This window comes from Nostoc sp. LEGE 12454 (genome assembly GCF_056620565.1).
Genome location: NZ_JBWQXL010000017.1, coordinates 116,534 through 137,730, shown reverse-complemented (window position 1 = coordinate 137,730; position 21,197 = coordinate 116,534). Strand labels below are relative to the sequence as shown.

The 21,197-nt window shown below is 37.7% G+C and carries 18 protein-coding genes; 4 read left to right on the top strand and 14 right to left on the bottom strand.

All coding sequences use genetic code 11. The features are described 5' to 3' along the window. Window positions 1-121 precede the first annotated feature (121 nt). Together AC1F2U_RS18975 and AC1F2U_RS18970 are read right to left on the bottom strand one after the other, a co-directional pair. Window positions 122-298 (bottom strand): hypothetical protein, encoded by a 177-nt coding sequence (locus AC1F2U_RS18975; RefSeq protein WP_480262515.1) that lies wholly within the window; start codon window positions 296-298, stop codon window positions 122-124. Window positions 299-351: 53 nt separating this feature from the next. After that, a complete protein-coding gene (locus AC1F2U_RS18970) occupies window positions 352-573 on the bottom strand; it encodes a hypothetical protein (RefSeq protein ID WP_480262513.1) in 222 nt (73 codons plus the stop codon). An 8-nt stretch (window positions 574-581) separates the two neighbouring features. Between AC1F2U_RS18970 and AC1F2U_RS18965 the strand changes: the two genes are divergently transcribed. The 4 genes from AC1F2U_RS18965 to AC1F2U_RS18950 all read left to right on the top strand — a co-directional run bounded on the left by AC1F2U_RS18965 (window position 582) and on the right by AC1F2U_RS18950 (window position 3,883). Beyond that, window positions 582-767, top strand: coding sequence for a hypothetical protein (locus AC1F2U_RS18965; RefSeq protein WP_480262512.1), 186 nt, complete (start codon window positions 582-584; stop codon window positions 765-767). 96 nt (window positions 768-863) lie between these two features. Beyond that, window positions 864-1,052 carry a hypothetical protein gene (locus tag AC1F2U_RS18960; protein WP_480262511.1) on the top strand — a complete coding sequence of 63 codons (189 nt, stop codon included), beginning with the start codon at window positions 864-866 and terminating at the stop codon, window positions 1,050-1,052. Window positions 1,053-1,070: 18 nt separating this feature from the next. Next, on the top strand, window positions 1,071-1,235 hold the full coding sequence (locus AC1F2U_RS18955) for a WD40 repeat domain-containing protein (protein ID WP_480262509.1): 165 nt from the start codon (window positions 1,071-1,073) through the stop codon (window positions 1,233-1,235). Between the two features lie 128 nt (window positions 1,236-1,363). Further along, window positions 1,364-3,883 carry a hypothetical protein gene (locus AC1F2U_RS18950; protein ID WP_480262508.1) on the top strand — a complete coding sequence of 840 codons (2,520 nt, stop codon included), beginning with the start codon at window positions 1,364-1,366 and terminating at the stop codon, window positions 3,881-3,883. Here AC1F2U_RS18950 and AC1F2U_RS18945 read toward each other — a convergent pair. From AC1F2U_RS18945 to AC1F2U_RS18890, 12 genes are all read right to left on the bottom strand, one after another. Next, window positions 3,834-4,175 carry an aldo/keto reductase gene (locus tag AC1F2U_RS18945; protein ID WP_480262519.1) on the bottom strand — a complete coding sequence of 114 codons (342 nt, stop codon included), beginning with the start codon at window positions 4,173-4,175 and terminating at the stop codon, window positions 3,834-3,836. The two genes, AC1F2U_RS18950 and AC1F2U_RS18945, sit on opposite strands and share 50 nt — an antisense overlap. A gap of 263 nt (window positions 4,176-4,438) precedes the next feature. Then, on the bottom strand, window positions 4,439-6,955 hold the full coding sequence (locus AC1F2U_RS18940; RefSeq protein ID WP_480262507.1) for a molybdopterin-containing oxidoreductase family protein: 2,517 nt from the start codon (window positions 6,953-6,955) through the stop codon (window positions 4,439-4,441). Between the two features lie 278 nt (window positions 6,956-7,233). Then, on the bottom strand, window positions 7,234-8,430 hold the full coding sequence (locus AC1F2U_RS18935; RefSeq protein ID WP_480262506.1) for an acyl-CoA dehydrogenase family protein: 1,197 nt from the start codon (window positions 8,428-8,430) through the stop codon (window positions 7,234-7,236). A 455-nt stretch (window positions 8,431-8,885) separates the two neighbouring features. Next, window positions 8,886-9,296 carry a hypothetical protein gene (locus tag AC1F2U_RS18930; protein ID WP_480262505.1) on the bottom strand — a complete coding sequence of 137 codons (411 nt, stop codon included), beginning with the start codon at window positions 9,294-9,296 and terminating at the stop codon, window positions 8,886-8,888. 38 nt (window positions 9,297-9,334) lie between these two features. Next, on the bottom strand, window positions 9,335-11,023 hold the full coding sequence (locus tag AC1F2U_RS18925; protein WP_480262504.1) for a GUN4 domain-containing protein: 1,689 nt from the start codon (window positions 11,021-11,023) through the stop codon (window positions 9,335-9,337). A 28-nt stretch (window positions 11,024-11,051) separates the two neighbouring features. Beyond that, window positions 11,052-13,097: an ABC transporter ATP-binding protein/permease gene (locus tag AC1F2U_RS18920; protein ID WP_480262503.1), complete on the bottom strand. Its 2,046-nt coding sequence runs from the start codon at window positions 13,095-13,097 to the stop codon at window positions 11,052-11,054. A gap of 340 nt (window positions 13,098-13,437) precedes the next feature. After that, the gene (locus AC1F2U_RS18915; protein ID WP_322648170.1) at window positions 13,438-13,842 is read right to left on the bottom strand and encodes a hypothetical protein; all 405 of its coding nucleotides are present in this window, start codon (window positions 13,840-13,842) and stop codon (window positions 13,438-13,440) included. 128 nt (window positions 13,843-13,970) lie between these two features. Further along, the gene (locus tag AC1F2U_RS18910; RefSeq protein ID WP_480262502.1) at window positions 13,971-16,067 is read right to left on the bottom strand and encodes a patatin-like phospholipase family protein; all 2,097 of its coding nucleotides are present in this window, start codon (window positions 16,065-16,067) and stop codon (window positions 13,971-13,973) included. Between the two features lie 132 nt (window positions 16,068-16,199). Then, window positions 16,200-17,177, bottom strand: a complete 978-nt coding sequence (locus tag AC1F2U_RS18905; protein ID WP_480262501.1) for an MvdD family ATP-grasp ribosomal peptide maturase — start codon at window positions 17,175-17,177, stop codon at window positions 16,200-16,202. A 78-nt stretch (window positions 17,178-17,255) separates the two neighbouring features. Next, window positions 17,256-18,248, bottom strand: coding sequence for an MvdC family ATP-grasp ribosomal peptide maturase (locus tag AC1F2U_RS18900; RefSeq protein ID WP_480262500.1), 993 nt, complete (start codon window positions 18,246-18,248; stop codon window positions 17,256-17,258). Window positions 18,249-18,540: 292 nt separating this feature from the next. Continuing rightward, window positions 18,541-18,681: a microviridin/marinostatin family tricyclic proteinase inhibitor gene (locus AC1F2U_RS18895; protein WP_480262498.1), complete on the bottom strand. Its 141-nt coding sequence runs from the start codon at window positions 18,679-18,681 to the stop codon at window positions 18,541-18,543. A 509-nt stretch (window positions 18,682-19,190) separates the two neighbouring features. Next, window positions 19,191-21,182, bottom strand: coding sequence for an ABC transporter ATP-binding protein/permease (locus AC1F2U_RS18890; RefSeq protein ID WP_480262497.1), 1,992 nt, complete (start codon window positions 21,180-21,182; stop codon window positions 19,191-19,193). Window positions 21,183-21,197 lie beyond the last annotated feature (15 nt).

Genomic DNA, 21,197 nt, shown 5'->3' with positions numbered 1-21,197 from the left:
CTCGCCAACGCAAACATCGCCTTCACCATGATCCAATTACCGCAATACAAGGTTTGGTCAATCAACATACAGAAATTCTCTCTGTGCTTGAGTCTCAAGCCCTAAAATACCAATTAGATAGCTAGGGTCCTGCTTGGAATTGTTGCTGCACAAAGTTTAGTGCTAGTGGATCGGCATCCACCAAAAAGCCATAGGGCGTATCAAGAAACAGCCTAGCGGCTGAACATTCGATGTGAGACAGCAGTGGTAATTCTTCAGCGCGAGCAGAGCGGATGTGATAGCCCGATTCAAGAGGCATTATAGGCAATTTGCAAATATGATTCCGATCGCGTCTGATGTTCACTGAAAGTTTTACCTTGTCGTTCGCGTAGCGTTGCCTTTGGCAAATCGCGGGTAAATCGTTGCCATCCCTTGCGGTTCATGCACATACTTACCCGCCTGTGAAGGTTGATAAATCTCATTATACAGACATAAGCTGCCAGGATTTTTGGCAACAAACTGCATCATCTGTTGATGCGATTTACCTTTAAAGAATTGTTTGAGGCTACTTTCTGATCGATATCTTGCTGTCATTGTTGATAATGAAGCTTTCAGAATGGGTAGCGCAAATCATCATGCCGTTGGTGCTGCCGATTTGCGATCGACTGGAGCCAACCAACTCCATCGAACCGATCGGCAACAATCGAGACTGCGCTTTAGGTAAGTTCTCACCTTCTCGACTCCAGAGCAGTTCAACAAATTGCGATCGCGGCGATCGCGGTTGGTAAGTCTGGTAAATCATCTGGTTTTGCCAGTCAATTAACACTAACAGATCATCTTTAGGCTACCGCCGAAACCGATAATTTGATATTCGAGTAGAATAGGTGCGCGAGGCAATTGAATTTATATCAACTAGTGCAGTCAAGGTCAAGCAAAAGGTGGTGATTATCCACGAAGCAGATATGCTCAACCCTACTGCCGCCAACAAACTTCTCAAGACGCTGGAAGAACCGAAAACTGGAACATTTATCCCGATCTCGTCCAGAGGTGTAGATAATACAGTTAAATTGTAGACAATTGATGGTAAATTATTGCAAACATTCAAAGGTCATACAGATGGAAATTGCGGAGTAGCGTTTAGTCATGACGGCAAAATATTGGCTTCTGGGAGTCTAGATGCTAGTGTCAAGCTTTGGAAACTGAATGGTACAGAACTAACAACTCTCACCGGACATCGCGCTGCCATTAACCTATGACATGATTAAAAAAGAAAAAGCTCATGAGAAAGAAAACTTGCCATCTCCAATAACTATACCAGTAGTTGGCAGCTTTTCTATAAATAACCTCTAAACAATCTGTTAAAAACATTTATGTCAATTCACTTATGACTAATAGCATTGATTTAACAGGAATTACCTTACCTAATGCCATCAAATTAAAACTTGGATTTTCAGATGATGTAAATTTAGTCTCTTCAAGTTCAGGAATTTATTTAGATTTTGACAAGGATTTACAGTTAAATTTAGACAAAATTTTTAGTATTCGTAGTACAGTTCCATACATGAATGTGGCGCTCGATAGAATTATTGTTGAAGTATTTGACAAACCTAAAATTAGAATATCTGCACCAAAATATAAAATTTATAAAACTTCTCAAGAAGTTGAACTCAGCTTTAAAGGATTACTAAATAACCAAGGTATTGAGTTATTGTTTGGCAAACAAACCACATTAAAATATAAATTAAATGAAGATTTTATTTTTAGCAAGCTAGATAGTAAACTTCCTATTATCAACGATTTAAAATTAAGCAACCCAGAGCTAATTATCACTGATACTGAATATAATGTTATACATTCAAAATTAGGTTGCATTAACCTAAATAGAGGATTCAACTTTATTGGAAATATTGATTTCAATAATCTCCAGACAAATTTCAGCAGTTTTATTCATCGAAGGCTAGGAATTGGGTGCCTAGTAGCGATAATTAACTTTAATCCGGCAGGACAGGTTAGCTTAACAGGTAATATTGCAGGCGATATTCAGCTATTTTCCCAGCAACAATTTAGGGCTACTTTTAATAACTTGCTCATAGGGTTAAATATTGGTGCTGATTTAGAGCCAAACTTTGGATTAACTGGAAATTTAATTCTTCAAGGCTACGATCCCACCCAAGAGAAAGAACCTAAGTTATTTCTCTCTGGTAGTCTCTCTCTCGAACCCGAATCTTTAACAGCATACTTTTGTCAACAAGGTGAAACATCTTGGTGTAATCCCTATGGATTGGTAGGAACTGAACTTCGCAATATCAGGTTTCAAGGAGGTGGAACGTATTTACCTCCTTACTTCGATAACTTTGGCTTTATTGGTGATTTGAAATGGGAAAAAACAGACCTTGAGGTAGCTTTTCTGATGGACACTAACGATCCTGAAAGATTAGCTTTAATTTTAAATCCCAAGCAAGCGATTAGCTTAATAGATTTGTGGCGGGGGCCAGTCACTTCCTTTCTTAGCAAACAAGTAGGTTATTCAACCGATTTAGTTAACAAAGCACTAGGGGTTTTAGAAAGCTTAGTGAACTTAAACATCGAATCAATTGATGGGGATGGAGACGGAAAAATCAATCCTTTAATTAAGTATGTTCCTTTTCCGACAAGAATTGCGGCTCAAGCGATATCAGAAGGTTTAGAAATTAATGGCAAAATTAATGCTTGGGGTCATGAGGCAATCTTAATCCTTCAAGGAGATAAAACTTTTAATAATATCTCTGGTTCATTAAAAGTTCTGGAAATTGATTTAGGATTTCTGAAAATTAAGGGAACAGATGACGATAGTTTAGATTTATCTTTAAAAGTAACGCCTATTGAGCAGTATCTTCGGGGAGATGGTTATCTAGAAATTCTTGACAACGAAATTGCGAATGTTGAATTTAAAATTACCCCTACCAATACTACCTTTAAAAACTTTGACCTGAGTTTAGGCAATCTGTTGAGTATTGATGTTGATTCCCTGAGTATCGATATAAAATCTGGTAGCGGTAGTGGTTTAGGAACAATTTCAGTTTTTGGGAATACTTTAGCAGGCATTATGTTTGATGTTACTCAAAATAGTGTCAATCTGAGGAATGTTCGCCTGAGTTTAGCAGGTTTCTTGACTTTGACTATTCCGAACCTTACAGTTAATTTGAAGAATCAAAGCGCAACAGGAACAGCAAATATTATTGCTTTTAATCAATCTTTGGGTAGCGGCACTTTATCATTTAACACTCAGAACGTTTCAATTAATAATGTAGCTCTTAATTTAGGCAATGTTATAAAGCTCAATGTTCCTAGTTTTAAGCTTGATTTAACTAATAAAAAAGTTTTTGGTTTAGGTGATATTACTCTTTTAGGCAAACAATTCACCGCGTTAGGTATTAGCCTGAACGAGAGCGGATTTCAAGCTACAAGTAATTTCAATTTTGGCATTTTAGCTTTCAACGGCGCTACAGTCACTCTCAGCAAAGGAACTAATGGTAATATCAATAATTCTGCCAGTATTGCAGGAAATCTCAAGTTTTTAGGCTACACCTTTGCCAATATCACGGCTAGTGTAAATAGCAGCAAATTAATTGTATCGGGTAGTTTTAATTTTGGTGGTATTTTAATACTTAAAGGAGCAAATAATCGAAGGAATGCAACAATAACGCTTAACAGAGCAAAAAACGGACTGGACAATTGGGTTAGTATTATAGGTAGCTTTTATCTGTTGAGTCAAGAGTTAACATCACTTACTATCCACCATAACAATAGTACTTTAAAAATTTTAGGTATGCACATTATCAGAAAGCCCAACCATTCAAAAGAAATACATAAGTTTAGTAGCGATGTCTACGACGGGCTACGCCTACGCAGACATCGCTACTAATTTCGGGATTGCGTAAGCACCAGGTAAGCGCCAATTGCCTCAAGCTCAAACCTTCTTGCTCGGCAATGGGCAATAGCCGCTGCACCTTGAGCAACTGCTGCTGATCTAGTTCCCCATTGTTTAAAAACATATTTTGTTTCGGGTCACTTGCCCGTGAACCTTGGGGTAATGATTGGCCGGGTTTGTATTTACCAGTCAGCAGGCCTTGCGCTAAGGGTGAGTAATTGATTATGCCAATCCCTTCTCGACGGCATAGGGGTAACACTTCTTTTTCGCTCGTGCGATCAAGTATGTTGTAGCGAGGCTAATTGGATACGATCAGATCGCGATCGCATCAACATTAATTCTTTAAGCCACTTTAGAAAACGTTAATGCTTAATTTCTCTTTCATCAGGAAGAAACACCAGTTCATCAATAGGTGAACTTATAATAAAACTCCTAAAGCGTAGGTGTAGGAAGACGCTCAAATACTCGCTATAAGCGAAGCCATGCCGTTGGCGGAGCCTCTCTAAGAGTTGGCTTTACGCTACGCTATCACTTGGAATGAATAAATCCTTATGCTTTTTTGACTCGGCACGCAAAACATTTAAATGCCTGCTGTCCTGAAAGATTGTCATAATATTGTTTATCTATCAAGATATTAACTGACTCATAATAGGGAGTTCCAAACTCTTCTGCCATTTTCTGCCGAGGCCCAAACCAATTAGGGACAAAAATAGTGTCTTCTCGAATTCCTGCCCAAATCAATGCAGTGCCAATGATTGAGCCTCTGGGACTTTCAACTATAATTTCATCACCATTTTTAATGCCTGCTTTTTTCGCGGCTTCCGGGTGGATTTGTACCAAGCGAATACCATTCATTTGCTTACCTGTGTAAGTCCACTGGGTTACAGAGTGGAAATGAACTACGCTTGGTCTGCCAGTCATTCCCATCAAAGGGTACTCTTTATGTACCTCACCAGAAGAGATTTTTCCTAATTTAATGTTTTGAGTCAGTGCCTGTGGATTTACAGGATTTTTTACCAACTCAGATGTGTATTCAAGTGTAGGATGCTTACCTGTTACCTCTGGATGGGTATAAAAGCTTGGTAGAGCAGAATGTCCAGCTTTAGCTAGCCGACTTTGCAATTCGGGAGTGTAAATTTCTACTTTCCCACTAGGAGTTAGGAATCGCTTACCAATATTATTAGGGTTAAGAGCTTCTGCGGCTTCATACCAAGAGGCATGATCTAGGTAAAGTGTACTCACACCAGGATGATCCACTGTTGGACAAGGCCAACGCAGAGGTTCTGTTCTTTGAGATAATCTCTGTTGGGTCATACCTCCCATTCCTGGAGTATTCGTTAGAAAAGTTGCCCACAGATGACGATAGTCTTTCCACGCCAAAGGAAAGTTGTCTCTCCAGTATTCAGGCGGATTGCGTTTGTCTAATTTAGCTGTGGCGTGTGCTAAATCAATCCAGATATGCCAATCTGGTTTGGACTCACCTACGGGAGTAACCACTTGTTCTTGCCAACGGATTGCTCGATCGTCCCGCCGCATATAAACGGTTTCCATTTCAAAACCACTGGTTACAGGCAAAATAATATCAGCATAGTACGCTGACTCTTCCATAAACAATCCAGTGTAAACATAAAATTCTAATTGGCGGTAAGCCTGTTGTACTTTAATTGTGTCTGAACAAGCCAACAAAGGATTGCCCTGAGTAACGATCGCTTTAAGTTGATAAGGTTCACCTGAAACGATCGATTCCGCAAAATAATCTGGCCCGACTGGTAGTGCAATATCTTTATTAGGTGTTTTACCAATAATCGCTGGCAAATTCAATTCCCCTGGCCAGGTATTGTGCATGAAATTGCAACCACCACCGTTTATACCAATATTTCCTGTAATTGCAGCTAGGAATGTCAAACAACGGTAAGTGTCAAAAGCCCCTAATTGATGAGAAATCCCAGCGTTGCAGAAAATAGCAGCAGGCTTAGTTTTAGCATAAGCCTCAGCTAGAAGCTTAATCTTTAATGCTGGAACATCCGTTACAATTGCAGCCCATTCTGGTGTATAACCCTTGCTTTTTAAGTGATTCTTCAGTTCATCAAAACCCAGTACCCACTCTTTTACAAAAGCAGCATCGTATAAGTTGTTAGTCACGATGTGATAGAGCATTGCCAAAACCAAAGCCAAGTCAGTGTGTGGTTTCGGTGCAATCCACTCATCAGCTTGCGCTCCTGTAGGAGTCAAGCGCGGGTCGATAACTACTAATTTGGCTTTGGTCTGAACACGACTTCTGAGAAGATAGGCAAAGGTTACAGGATGGGTTTCCGCTTGATTTGTACCTAAAAACAGAAAGAATTTAGCAGATCCCAAGTCTTCTTTTTTAGTCGCATCATCGATTCCGTAACCGTTTGTAAAATTACCCAAGCCAAATGTCCAAGCCAAAGCATTGCCACCTGCATCGTTGCATACAGGCCCAACATCGGTATTATTAGGGCTGCCCAGCATACTGAAGTAGCGCCCGACCAGAGAACCTGTTCCCCGTGGCAATCTTCCAGAGGTTTTGTTCGCGATCGCTCTGGCTTCACCTGCATCCCTGAGTGCCAAAAACTTGCTAGCTATAATTGAAAGTGCTTCATCCCAAGAAATTGGCTCAAATTTAGAATCAGGTTCACCTTTGTTTCCACCAACCCGCTTCATTGGGCTTTTCAAGCGAAAACGATTGTAAACTAGCTGGGTCATCATTGGCCCCTTAATACAAAAGCCACCAGCCTGTACTGGGTCATTGGGTTCACCTAAAACATCTATAATCCGCCCGTCTTTAAGATGAACTTTCAATCGGCACAGAGAATTGCAGAATTGACAAGCACTATTTACAATCTTGTCTGGCTCTAAGGCAGCCGATTTCTGAATAAAATCAAATTCAGTACTTTGGAGAGGGATTGCCCGATCCTGTCCAGGATTTGCAGCATCTGCCACTTCTTTTTTGAGTAGCTCTGCTCCACTTACAGCAGCTGTACTAATAGCCACCCCTTGGAGAAAACCACGCCGTGAGGTCTTCTTCCTGCCTTTTGATGTCATGGAGATCCTCTCCCTACATATCGCACTGATTACAGCATTTCACAAATGGGGGCGCAATTTAACTGCATTCTAAATAGATGCTACTCAACATATTTCGCTATTTTTGAATAATCGTAATTTCTAATTGATTTAAGCGTAAATTTGAAGGCATTAGGTAAAATTTCAAGCTATCAGGTTTTATTTGTGGCTCAACTTGACAAATTTAACAGAAAAGCCCTTTCTTGAAATATCGTCCTGGCACGCCTGCTATTAGAAGTAACTAGCTACCCCTGAATCTATTACAAAAAGTTCACTATTCCCAGACGCAAGATTTCTCGCGTAAAGTCACAGGAATACCCGATAGTTGCATCGGCAAGAAACTTGCCAGCCAAACACTCTTTTGTTACCCCATAACCTCCAAGAATTTCAACTGCTGTTTGTGCGTTTTTGATTGCAACATCCACTGCAAAAGTCTTGGCGGCTGGTGCTTTGATTGTGGCGGCAAGTTGGGGAGAAGTTTCTGCTGTAACTGCTGCATCCCATACCACCAGTCGTGCAGCTTGAGTGTTAATCATCATGTCCGCTAATTTTAAAGCCACTGACTGATGTTCGATAATCGGACGACCCCAACTGACTCTTTGCTTGGCATAATTTAAAGCATACTCATAAGCAGCACGAGCCAAACCAACATAAGAAGCTGCCAGCCCAATAGCTACTTCTGGAAGTAACATCAGTAGTTTTGCCGCTCCTCCTTCAAGTCCAATCAGATTTTGTGCAGGGATTAAGACGTTATCCAGATAAATCTCAGCATGATGAGAAGCTTTCCAACCAATCATCTGTGTCTTTTTGCCAAACTTAATCCCTGGTGTCTCTGTTGGAACGTAGAAGATAGACAAACTTTCGTGCAATGGTTTATCCATCGCTGTACGGGCAATGATGAAGTAGCTATCCGCAATCCCAGCATTTGTAACTAACAAGGATTTTGTTCCATTGAGAATGTATCCATTGCCCTCGCGTGCTGCAAAGGTCTTCATCCCAATATTCGAGTCTGGCAAGGGGCAGAACATATCTGAGGTGGCGACATTCGGTTCACTTTCTGCGGCACTGAATAGATGGGGTTTTCCAGAATTGACAAAAGATAGTATTCGTTTTTGCTGTTCTTGGGTTGCAGCTCTGCTGACAAACAGCGACATAGCTGCGGTGAGATTAAAGTAGCTACAAGCAATGCTGACATCAACAGCACCTATTTCTTCTAACACTACAGCCAAGTCTATGCACTTTCCACCTAAACCTCCTAACTCTTTTGGAACCATCAAGGATGTAAATCCTAATTCAGATCCCTTATAGAACACATTTTTGCAAAAATCCCAAGGTTCCATCTCTGAATTGTTAGACTCTTCAATTATCTGAACAATAGGCCCAATCTCGTTTTGAGCAAAGTCACGCGCAAGAGACTGCAACATCTCCTGTTCTTGAGTGAGCCTGAAGTCAATCATTTTTTATTGTCTCTTTATTTCTACAGTGCAAATATACAACTTTCTTTGATGTACTATAGCCTTATAATTAGTATCAAAATATCGATTCTGTAACCGAATTTTCCTATTTAAACTTTGTGTACAAGTAGAAAAGTCTTTGTATATAGTAGCTTTAGGATATGCACGTCTGTTTCAACAAGTAAGCACAAAAGAAAAATAAGTCAAAAAGACCTATAAAAAAATCAATTGCTATAGCTTATTAGGAGATATTTACTAAATTAGATAAGCTTATCCCCCATTTCTAGACAGGCTATAAAACTCCGATTTGATTTTTGAAAACATAATCAGACTTAAAAGCCCCTTCACCCAGTCCTTGCGCTAACGCCCACAGCAACGCCTCGGCGAGAATATCGTAGTATTCAGCCTTAACGCTTACTTATATTTTTTAAGTTAATATTACAAAAAGGGAAAAAGTATTAATTGATTTTTATACCAGTAATTCTCTGATTTTTGTCGCTTATTAAAAATTTTAATTTATCAATTTCAATCACTTCATAATTCTCTGTTATAAATATAGAGTAGATGCTAGCTATCATATCTGCCAAATCCACTTTAGATAATATCAGTAATCGCAAATTGAAAAATGATTTAGGAACAGTTTTAACAATTAAACATAATCTTCTATCATTTACGTGCCATACACCAGTAAATTTATTACCCGTGATCAATTCGCTGGGTTTAGATAAAAGAAACGTTTGAATTCTAGTTTGCTCATAAGTCATATCATCTTTAAATTCAATAGAATTTTTTTCCCAATTTGTATTAAAACGCCATTTTCCAAAAAGTAAAATTTCTATTTCTGTATCTGCCAGATTCATATTATTCATTGGCTTTCTCCGCGATTATTAAATAATGTGCAATTCACTCATGGTAAAGTTTCATGACAAGTTTGGGCACGAGTAAAAAATAAATGCATCTGCCATACTAGCCAAGATCCAACTCGCCAAGCTGCCATTGACAGGGGGGTTGTAGATGGATATGAAGGTATGTCTAATATATTTTGGTCATAATGTAACCATTTAACTGGTAAATGTCCCATTGGTGTCGTTGGGGATAATTCAAAAGTTAGTTGGTCGTAATTTAACCAGTTTCCCTCTTTTCGCCAACCCAGGCGATCGCCAAGTCTTTTTTCTGTTTCATAATCTATTTGACCGCCTATTTCGTTCCAAATACTTTGCTGAACACTAAAGCCAAAATAACCATGACTGTATTGTTGCCAAAGTCCATCGATTTTATGGAAAGCTTGACATGAAAAGTTAAGAATATCTTGTTTATAAACTTCATTCCAATCATTCTTACCCATGACTTGTAGCATTAATTTAGCTGTTTCAATATCAGCTTCTTGCCACTTGTACTGTGTAAGAAGGTTTTGCAATTTACTGTAATCAATATTCCAATTACTTTTAAATTCTGTGGTAAACTCAATATCAATATCATTATTAGGTTGCTCCGCCAATTTTGTTTTCTCGATAGAAAGTTGAGGATAAGGAGAAACAATATCTGCTTCTTCTATTCCTAGTATTTTCTTTTGAGCAACCAGTTCAGTAGACATATAATTAGATATGAGGTAAATCGCTTGATTTAAAGTTATCTCATCGTTACTTATATCAAAGTCATGAAGCTGCAAATCTAATAATTTTGACTGAAAAAAAGCATCTTGCAGTCTATCTTTTTTATCATAACTTGCCACTAATAAATTGAGGATGTCATGAGATATCGTACTAGTATCTTGTATTGTTAATAAATTAACTTGAGAATTTAGAGTACTACTTGCTAAATTTTGAATTTCTCCTACAATTGCGTAAAAATCTGCATCTACTTTTACTACATCATCTATTAAAGATTGAAACGGACTAAAGTAATCTTGTAGAGACTTTTCTAGATTAATTGCTGTTTCAGCTATTTTTGCGATTTCTTGACGAATTTTTGTAGCTCTGACTTGGTATTCATAAATTTCTTGATACACCTCTATATCTTTAAGTATTTTCTGAATAGCTTGCTTTTGATTTTTGGTATCTTCCGCTAAATTTTTAATTCCTTCGCTGAGTAGTTGTACTTTTTCTAAAATTAAAAGGTTAGTATTACTTAACAGCAAAATTGATTTTAAATTTTCTTCTTTTTCCAATTTTAACTTGTCAATTATTTGAATATTTCTATGATTTTTTATCTCTAGCTTATTTCTTTGTTCATTTACTTTTTTAATCTCAGAATATTTTTGGTTAAATAGATTTTTCCAGTCATCTATAAATTTTAATAAAAAATTTTGATAACTATTTTTATAATTTTCTAATAAATCAAGAAGTTGAATATAATCTGTAATTAATAATTTAACCTCTACTAAAGTTTCTCCTTGACTAATTTCTTTTTTCCATTTGATTATTCCCCAAAAATAAGAATGATATTTGGTACCTTCCCTAATTAAGTTTTGGCATTTTCTAATTTTTCTTTGAACTTTTTTTAATTTGGAATTTTTTAAAGTAGGAAATTTGTAATGTGTTTCATAAATTGTAATAGATTTATAAGTAACTAATTGTTTTTGCTTTTTAGTTAGCATCACTTATTTTGAAATATACAAATAGTTGCTAAACTCTTACCCATTTCAATACCTCCGGGTTTTTGTTATAGCGGTAGGCTACACCATCCTTAGTGGTAACAGACTTTTCTTGACTAGCTTTGCTTCTAATAGTACTAAGAGAATAGTCTGTTAATGTCTGAAGCTCTTTATGAGAAAGTCCTATAATTGTGGCGTAGACGCTTTGCGTCTTGTCGTTAGACATCGCTGCTGATTCTAGTTTTATTTCGAGTCCATTTTTCGGGTAAATATCTATCGTAATTTGCTCCTTTTCTACTGGTTTAATAACAATCCCTTTTTGCAATTGATAATCTGGCATAGAAACAAGTTGCCAATTAGAGCCTTGTGAAAGTTCTAATACCCATTGATGATAATTAAATAAGCTTTCTCTATGACCAACGCTAATAAAAGTTGTTTTCGTTGATTGTAACTGTTGATATAAATTACCTTCGTTATTTAAATCTAAAGCACTCGTTGCTTCATCTAAGATAGTAAAACTGGGATGTGTAATTAATAGCCGTGCAAAAGCGAGGCGTTGTTGTTCTCCTAACGACAATATATTTTCCCAAGGAACTTCCGTATCAAAGCCATTTACGCGGGTAAGTAAGTGTTGCAGGTTAACTTGTTGCAAAATGTGTTCGAGTTCTTTGTCGCTCATTTTCCTATCTGTGTGAGGATAGAGCAACTGTTCGCGCAAAGTCCCTAAAATGATATAAGGTCGTTGGGGTAAGAACAATACTTCTTTTAGGGGAGGACGCACTAGACGGCCAGTTCCTGCATTCCACAAACCAGCGATCGCTCTCAACAAAGAACTTTTACCCCTACCACTAGGGCCAACAATCAATAACCCTTCTCCAGGCTGAACAGCTAGTGACAAGTTTTCGACGATTATCTGTTCATAATTTGGCGTTTGTAAAGTGACATTCTCAAAAGCTAAACGTTCTTCTTCTAGAATTTGAATAGTACTGACGTTCTCTGGTTGTTTACTAGCAGCCTGTAGCGCATCTGAAAATTCTGCCAACCGCTTTACATAGCTAGAAAATCGTCCTGAAATTCCAAACTCGGCTATTAGTTCTCCTAGAGCATTAGAAAACATAAAGCAAGCAAAACTAGCTTGGTTAATTTGTCCATAATCAATTTTATCCTGAAGAAATAAAGGTGTAAGAATAAACATCGAGAATACGCTAATTGCAGACTGATATGCTCTGCCAAAAGCGTCTTGTCCCCTCTCTAAATTCAGCCTGCGTTCAGCAGTTTTTAAAACATTATTAAATCGGCGCTTAATTATATTTAATTCTTCATCTTCTCCCTGAAAAAAAGCGATTGATTCAGCGTGATTACGAACATGAGTTAAGCAATAGGCAAAATCTGCTTTAAATGCAAGTTCTTCTTGGTTAACTTTATTTATTCCTTGATTCAAGTAAACAGCTATTAAATTACCTACAATTGTATAAATAATTAAATAAATTGCGATTTCTGAAGAAACTATCCAGAGAATTATCAAAGAACTTCCCATTTCTAAAGATTTTTCTAGTAAAGAAGATGAGAATCTCAAGCCAATGCTAGTAATGGGTTCTATTTCTTGTGATAAGCGTTGATCTGGATTATCTATATCAGATTTAAAATTGATTTTATAATAAGCTTGATTGCTTAAATATTTTTCTAGAACATGAAAATTTAGCCATTTGTACCAGTCAAGAATTATTTTTTTTTTGATATATCTCAAAAGAGTCACTAGTAAAACCATCCCGACAATAATGAGACTGGACAGCAATAAAGTACTATTATATTTATCAAGGTTTCTCTGTTCAATAACGATATCAATTACATAGCGATTCCAGTAACTATTTGCAGCATTTGCACCGACGATTACGATTATTAATAATACTAATAGAATGAGCATTACCCATGAGCGAATCACGTCTGAAAATGCTCTTCCTTCTGCTTTTGTTGGATACCAATAAGGCCCGGCAACTACTTTCACATCCTGCCAAAATTGAATCAAGGCTGAAAAAGGATTTATTGTATTTTGCTCGCGCACAGATGGAGTTTGCATATTCTAAAAATGTAGCTGTTACTAATTACGTTAGGAATTTTGAAATGACCTTTGAGAATTAAGTTAGACTCAGAGGTCATTTTTCCTTTTAGAGAATGTCTGAAAACTTTTATGGTGTTGTATTCGATATTTATAACTCCCCCTAAATTCCCCTTTTTAAGGAGGACTTTAATTAAATGTCCTTCCTTTTTAAGGGGAGCCAGCTACGCTGTCAGCGTTAAGGCTAAGGGGGAGCAAATCGAATGCACTAGTACAGCACGGTGTAAATAAAGCAACTATTTCAAATTGTTCAAAAGCCTGTCTTCTAAGCTTTTTGATTTTTGACTTCCGCTTTGCGGTACTAGGTCAATGGTTCGTCATCAACAATTTCGACTGTTCTCGGAAAAGGGCCTTGGTCAGGCTCAGTAACAACTACTGGGCTAATATGATGTTTCAGTTTGAGTTTTAACTCATCTGAAATGGGCAATTCTTGAATTTCTTTGAGAAGAAATCTGACAGATTCAGTTTTGCTACGTTCTGTATAGACGAGCTTGAGAATGTTTTCAATTCCAAATCCCGCTATATATTCCCCTAGAACGGCTACCAGCCCAAGCAAGCCTAAACCTCCTAAGAGGCCTAAAGGCCCGCCCAGCGTTGAAAGCATAGCGACAACGGCGGCGACATTACCCCCTGATGCACCCGTTGCGATCACGAAAAGTATGCCAGGAAGACCTAAACCAGAAATTTTTTTGACGAGTTCATCCATTGTACTTACCTACAATCCTTATAAAGTGAAAACATGACTAAGAGAGTCATTACTAATTCCTTTTGTGAAGAAATTAAAAATCTTACATCTTGCACCAGCTAACTAATGCAAGATGTAAGGAATCTGATTTATCCTAACAAAAGACTACATAGGTCATCGATTTGTTGACTTTTTTGAGATATTAGTCGATGGGCTATAGCTTGTAGCTGACGAGTATTTTGGAGTTTGGTATTATCTATTTCTTCTAGTTCACTATCTAACAATGTTTGAAAGCGATAATAAAAACTTTTAGCTTCTTTTTCGGTAGGTTCAAACAACTGTTCTAATTCTCCAGCTACCACTTCACTACTACCATCAAACATAATATTTAAAAGCGGTCTTCCCCATTGCAAAAGTCCCCAATTTTTGACTTCTTTATAAGGGTAGACACTCGTCAGCGAACCTGTACCTAAAGAAACTACTAAAATATCTTCTGGGTTTAGGACTTTTTGTGCTTTTCGTTTACTACTAATTTGTGCTTCTAAAATAGCTAAATGGGCTGGATTATTAGCAAATACTCCACCATCGATTAAAGTATAGGCGATGCCGCTATTGTGGGGGTTTACAAGCCGATGAGGAGCAAAATAAGTCGGAGTGGCGCTAGTTGCTAATGCTGCATCTAAGAGCGAAAAACCCCCACATAATTTCTGAAAATTCTTAGATTCTATTTGCTGTTTTTCTATTTTGTTTGTAAAAAATATCGGAATTCGCTGCTCGATATCGTAACTCGTTACAAAAACTTCTTTAAGATTATTTTCTAAAAGGGCGTTACCAAAATATTGCCTGAAAATTTCTTCTTTGCTTTCGGAAGGATATTTGGGCTGGAGAAATATATCCTCTAATGGCCCAAGTAGTCTTTCAAACAACGGCTCATAAAATATTTCTACCCCATACTCAAGAAATAGCTGTAGGAGATCCTCAGCAGTGTATTCAGCTACTGGCAAGTTATCAGAGACATCCGAACTTAATCGTGGTTTAGTTAGCCCAAGTGCTAAAATTCCACCGCTGGAAGTGCCAGTAATTAAATCAAACAAACTGAATATAGGCTTTTGTGTCCGCCGTTCAATTTCTGATAGGAGTAATGCCGGAATAATGCCCCGAATACCGCCTCCATCAATGGAAAGTATTTTATATTTGGGACGGGCTTTTGTATTCATAGTTTCTGGCGATTCCTCCTGAGTTAATATTTGTGCTTGTTGGATATTGACGGGATCTTCAGTTTGGTCTGTTTTGGTTTCCTCGTCATCTGGACTGAGAGCGATCGCAGTTGGAATAATCTCGGATTCTTCGCTGTTTATTTCTGTCTGTTGAATTTCCTTTGGTTGGTTTTCGTCGTCGCTTACTAACGATACCGTTGCTGCTAATAAACTTGTGGTTAGTGGTGAGATATTTTCTTCAGGAATAACTGCTGTCTCAGTTTGGATCTCTTCTTGAATATCTTCTTGATTGGATAATTCTGCTGCAAATGGAACTGGATTTGATGATTGTGTTGCGAATGGAATTTCTGCTAAAGTCCAAATAGGATTACCACGAAAGTTTCCTTGATAGGATTTTCCAGTTTGGTTTTTGACAGTTGTACCTTGCCCTTCGTCTAATTTCCAGTAAGCCACTAATCCTGGTTCATCGCCGACTATTAGCCCACAACGATGAGTCTGGATTTGTGCTTGAGTACAGGGATAATTCCAAACACTAATGTTTGCTAATTGTCCTTTGAAATAAACCTGTTTGTGTAACGTTGCTCCCAGAGTTACAGAACTTGTGGCTTTGTTTAAAGATGAACCTCTAAGAGAATCGTTGTATTCACGATCGTCAAGATATATAGTTAGTTGACCACTATTAAAAACAATACCAAAAAAGTGCCATTGTTCTATAGTTAGTTCTCCTTGCCCAAAGGTTTTGATACCTTTGCTAATACTTTCATCTATGTAGACATCTAGGTTTCCTGTTTCACTGATGCCGAATTCAAAATTATCGCTGAATCTCTCTGAAGAACGGGCAAAAAATACATTGCGCGTCCCGTAACTAGTGGCTTTATTTGTTAATTCATGTGGATTTACCCATCCTGAAACCGTAAAAGCTGAACTCCCTTGAGCGAAAACGCCGCCAATATCGTTTCTGCCAAAATCTATATAATCTTTTTCCCCATCAAATTTTAAAACTGTTTGTGTATTTACTAGGTTTATCACAAGGATTTAATCTCCAAATATCAATAATTTCGTAATTTTAAATAAAAAATTGAATCTTAATAAACTTAATATTTAAATCTCAATAACACCTTTAAAAATAGAAGACAATAAAAATATACAAGGCTCAATTACCTAATTTTTATTAGTCAGTAATACTTCTGCGATCGCCTGCGAAATGGGGTAGTGTGGTGGATATATCTCCAGCCAAAAAAATTCCCCGACTGGGTTCACTTCGAGGAATACATGCCGACCATTGGGGGTGACAATAATATCTATTGCTCCATAGTTTAAGCCAAAATAAGCCATTAGTTTAAGCAGTTTTTTCTCAATATCTTCTGGCAAATCGTAGGGTTGCCAATTTTTAACTAAGGCTCTCCCCTCTTTGCGCCAGTCATAAGTAGATCCTGATAAGCTTTGAGAATCTACTGCGGCAGTAAATACGCGGTGTCCGACAATTGTTGTCCGCAACTCCAGCGCCTTGGGCACATTTTCTTGAAAGGTCATCGGACAAAAACGCAGTCCTTCCATATTCTCCAGATCGTCATCTGTAACTGGAGTGGTAAACACAACGTTTTCTCGCCCCCGATCGTCATAAATAGCAAAGGAAGAAAGCATTTTGGTAACTATACCTTGCTTACACTCTTGAGCAAATTCCTTAACTGCTTCTGGATTGTTTGAAGTCAGAGTACGTGGAGTTAGAAGACCAACTTCTCGTGCAACTTGCAATTGTAGTTGCTTATTATTAGCCCGATCCACATTGGACATCTTATCGAAGTGGAATCCCTGAAGGCTGGCAATCATACCCCTGACTGTGGCGCGACATTCGTTAATTGACGCATCTCTGTATTGCTTGTCCATTGAGTCGGGGATTTTTTGTCCGTAGCGCATTCGCCGATACCAAACTGAAGAAACCTCACTCAAATCGAGTTTCTGTTCGCCATCAGTAATCATTACCCGTTCAGTATCGCCAGAGTAAATATCTAGCTTGACTTCGGTGGGATATCTGTCTGTGTCAAACCGAAATGCTTTTGCTCCTCTAGCCTCAATTTCTTTGATGACTAGAGGAATGCTTTCGTTGTCTTTACTAAACGTGACTATTAATACGGTCATAAAAAGCATGAAGTGTGAAGTATGTAGACACCTTTTGGGTGGCTTGCCACAGGCTAATATCAAATATTAAATTTTTAATTATTCATTCTTTCTTTGAAGTAGGGCGTCTGCGATCGCACTTGCAATCGGTAAGTTTAAATCCTTTTCCAGCATTCCCCACTCCCCCACAGGGTTGATTTCCAAAAAGACGTATTCGCCTGATGGTGTGAGAATAAAATCTAAGGCTCCAAACAACAACCCAAATTTCCCCATAAAGGCTTTGAGACAACGAATTACTTCATCAGGAAGCTGGTGATGTTGCCATGCGCCAACCTCAACACCTGGTTTACGCCAATCAACTTTGGCTGCTGCATACACATCTGCATTTAGCGCCCCCACAAATACATTACCATTCACGTACACCACCCGTAATTCCTGCTGCTTTGGAATTTGCTCTTGAAAAACCATTGGGCAATAGCGCAGTGATTCGGCATCTTGTAAGTCTTCTTCCTTGACGATGCTGGTGTACAGAAAAAACGAAGAGTTAGCTTCCATACTGTGGGAAAGAGCAGTTAAGAGCTTGCTTACCATTTTGCCGTTAACTTGCTGAAAAAACTCTCGTGCTGCTTGAGCTTTGTTGGTAACAAGAGTCTGGGGAATAACAAAACCTACTTCAGACGCAATCCGCAGTTGACACAGCTTGTTACTTGCATAATCTATCCGCTCTAAATTATCTACCCACGTAGCTTCCTTCAGGCTGTCCCAAAAACCATCTAAAGTTGCAAGTGATTCTCTAACGCAAGCTTCTCGGAATTTTGGCGCTAATTCTTGACTCAGTTGTGGTTCCCAAATCCGGCGCAACCATACAGCTTGCACCTGCTCTGTGGTGATAGAGTGGTTGTTATATTCTATAGTATGGTAACTTTTAGACTTATCAAAATGTGCTGCTAATTGCACTTCTAGAGGAAACTTATCAGTATCTAGACGGAATGGTTGCACCCCTTTTTTTGATAAGGCTTCTGCCACTCTATCTATTGTGAAGAAATCACCACTGTGGGTGATTAATAAAACAACATCACGAGACAGATGCATAAATATTTTTTTATGATAATTTTAGGAGTTAGCTATTAAGTATTAGCAAACAAATTACTTTTTATAACCCAAAATTTTTACAGAATTTAGGGAGCTAGAAAAAGCAATCACCTCCATGTTATGGATAAGGTAATATGAAAGCGATCGCCTACGGCGGGCGCTCTGCGCCATCGCGTCTCTCAGAGTATTTTTCAGTTATTTGATAATTGCTACTCTATTAAATTATGATTCAGCCAATTACAAGGTATCTTTCCGATCAGAAAGGTACTTTCAGATTTGGAAGATAAATAATTTATTTATCTTCCAAATCTGAAGGAAACTTGTAAGTCCAAGGAACATCTGTTCCTTCACCTTTAGTAGCTTGCTCTTTCAAGAAACGCGCAAAAAATGGTATCGCTACGACATCCACTGTTTTGATTGTGTTTGTAGTCATAGAGTTTGCCTTCAAGTAAATTGGTTTTTCAACTACAGATATATCAGTAATTAAATATATTTTCAAGGTCAGTTAAGACAGTTAAGAAGCAATTATTCTCATATATTTAAGAAAGTTAAGAAAGTTAAGAAAGTTAAGCATACAGATAAGAAAAAATTATTCAATAATTACAAGTATTGAATAATCGATATCAAACTATAGCAATTTTATTTGATTATTGAACAAGTAGGGGTGGCTTCGCTGAGATTATCATTAGTAATTAATAATATTTTTAAACCCGCCCCTACTATTGCCAGTTTTCTTTGGTGTTAACTTATTTGATACATAATTATGTTTAACAAGCGTTGCCATGCCGTAAAGCCTTCGGCATAGCTACGCTTAAGGCGCAGCCTCTCTAAGAGTTGGCTTTACGCTGCGCTATCGCTTTTGGCATTTCCCAATAATGTGAGAAGACCGCGCTGCTTCACCAAAATCCAAGATGCGACCTAAAATTCAAAATTGTCTAACCGCTAAACTCTCAACCATTTCAATACACTTGGGTTCTTGTCATAGCGGTACGTCAAGCCGTCTCTAGTAGTGACAGAATCTCCTTTGCTTGCCTTACTTCTAATAGTGCTAATAGAATAGTTAGTTAATTCACTTATTGCCTTATGTGAAAGCCCTTCACTTGTGATTGTTTCCGTCAATATTTGTGATTGAATTTGCGGCTCATTATCAGCTCTGCTTTGAATATTTATTGTTTTTTTATTTCGATAATCTTGTACTGTCAAAAGTTGCCAACTGGAATCTTGTGAAAGTTCTAAAACCCATTGATGGTAATCAAATAGACTTTCTCTATGTCCAACACTAATAAATGTTGTTTTCGTTACTTTTAACTGCTGATATAAACTTCCTTCATTTTTCAAATCCAAGGCACTTGTTGCTTCATCTAATATTGTGAACCTGGGATGAGTAACTAATAATCGTGCGAAAGCGAGGCGTTGTTGTTCTCCTAGCGATAATATATTCTCCCAAGGAACTTCTGTATCAAAGCCTTCAATTCGACTGAGCAAGTTTTGCAGGTTTACTTGTTGCAGAACTTCTTTCAGTTGTGCGTCGCTCATCTGATGATTTGTCTTAGGATAAAGTAACTGTTCGCGCAAAGTTCCCAAGATGATGTAAGGACGTTGGGGTAAAAACAATACTTCTTCTAAGGGAGGCCGCACCAGACGACCAGTTCCCGCATTCCACAAACCAGCGATCGCTCTCAACAAAGAGCTTTTACCTCGACCACTAGGGCCGACAATCAATAAACCTTCTCCTGGTTGAACAGACAGTGACAAATCTTCAACAATCACCTGTTCATAGTTGGGCGTTTGTAAGGTAACATTCTCAAATGCAAGATGGTTTTCTTCTATTGTTTTGATGCTACTTACATTTTCTGGTTGTTTAGTTACTTCTTCTAATGCATCTGAAAAATCAGATAAGCGTTTAACGTAACTAGAAAAACGCCCGGAAGTGCCAAATTCATTAATCAATTCTGCCAAAGCATTAGCAAATAAGCTACAAGCTAAAGAAGCTTGGCTAATTTCGCCGAACCCCATCTCACCTCTAATGTCTAAAGGCCCAAATATGATAATTGGAAATATTTGGATTACAGCTTGATAACCTCTATTAAAAATGTCTTTATTTCTTTCCCACGTTACCTTACGTTTGGTAACTTTTATCAAATTATTAAATCGGCGTTGAATGATATTTGATTCTTGGTGTTCTCCTTGAAAGAAAGCTATTGACTCAGCATGAGTACGAACATGAGTCAGTGCATAACTGTAGTCAGCTTTCAATTCGAGTTCTTCTTGATTAATTTTATTAAATTCTTGAGTTATATAAATTGCAATCAAATTACCTACTAGCGTATAAACAATTAAAATAATTGCAACTTGCTGAGAAATTGACCAAAGAATTATTAAAAAAGCTATCATCTCTAGTACTTTTTCTAAGAAAGTAGCTGAAAAGTTGAGAGCACTATTAGCAATAGGTTCGATTTCTTGAGATAACCGTTGATCTGGATTATCTATATCAGATGTGAAGTTAATTTTATAATAAGCTCGGTTACTGAAATATTTTGATAAAACGTAATTATTTAGCCATTGATACCAATCTAGAGCAATTTGTTTTCTGACGAATTTAGTAAATCCTATCAAAAACGTTACTAAAACAAGGGCTATACCGTAAATCCATAATGTATTAAAAAATTTATTAAAATCCTTTTCTTTAGTGATGATATCGATTAAATCACGACTAATAAAACTATTAAAAACAGTCAGACCTACGAGAGTGATGATTAATAAGATTAGGAGAATAAGCATTCCCCATGCTTTAATCACATCTGCAAATGCTCTTTCTCCTGGCTTTGTTGGATACCAGTAAGCTCCTGCGATCGCTTTTACATCGTCCCAAAATTGAAGAAAAGCTGATAAAGCATTTGTTTGTGGTTGATTTTGAACAACTTGAGTTGCCATAAATAGAAATAAAAT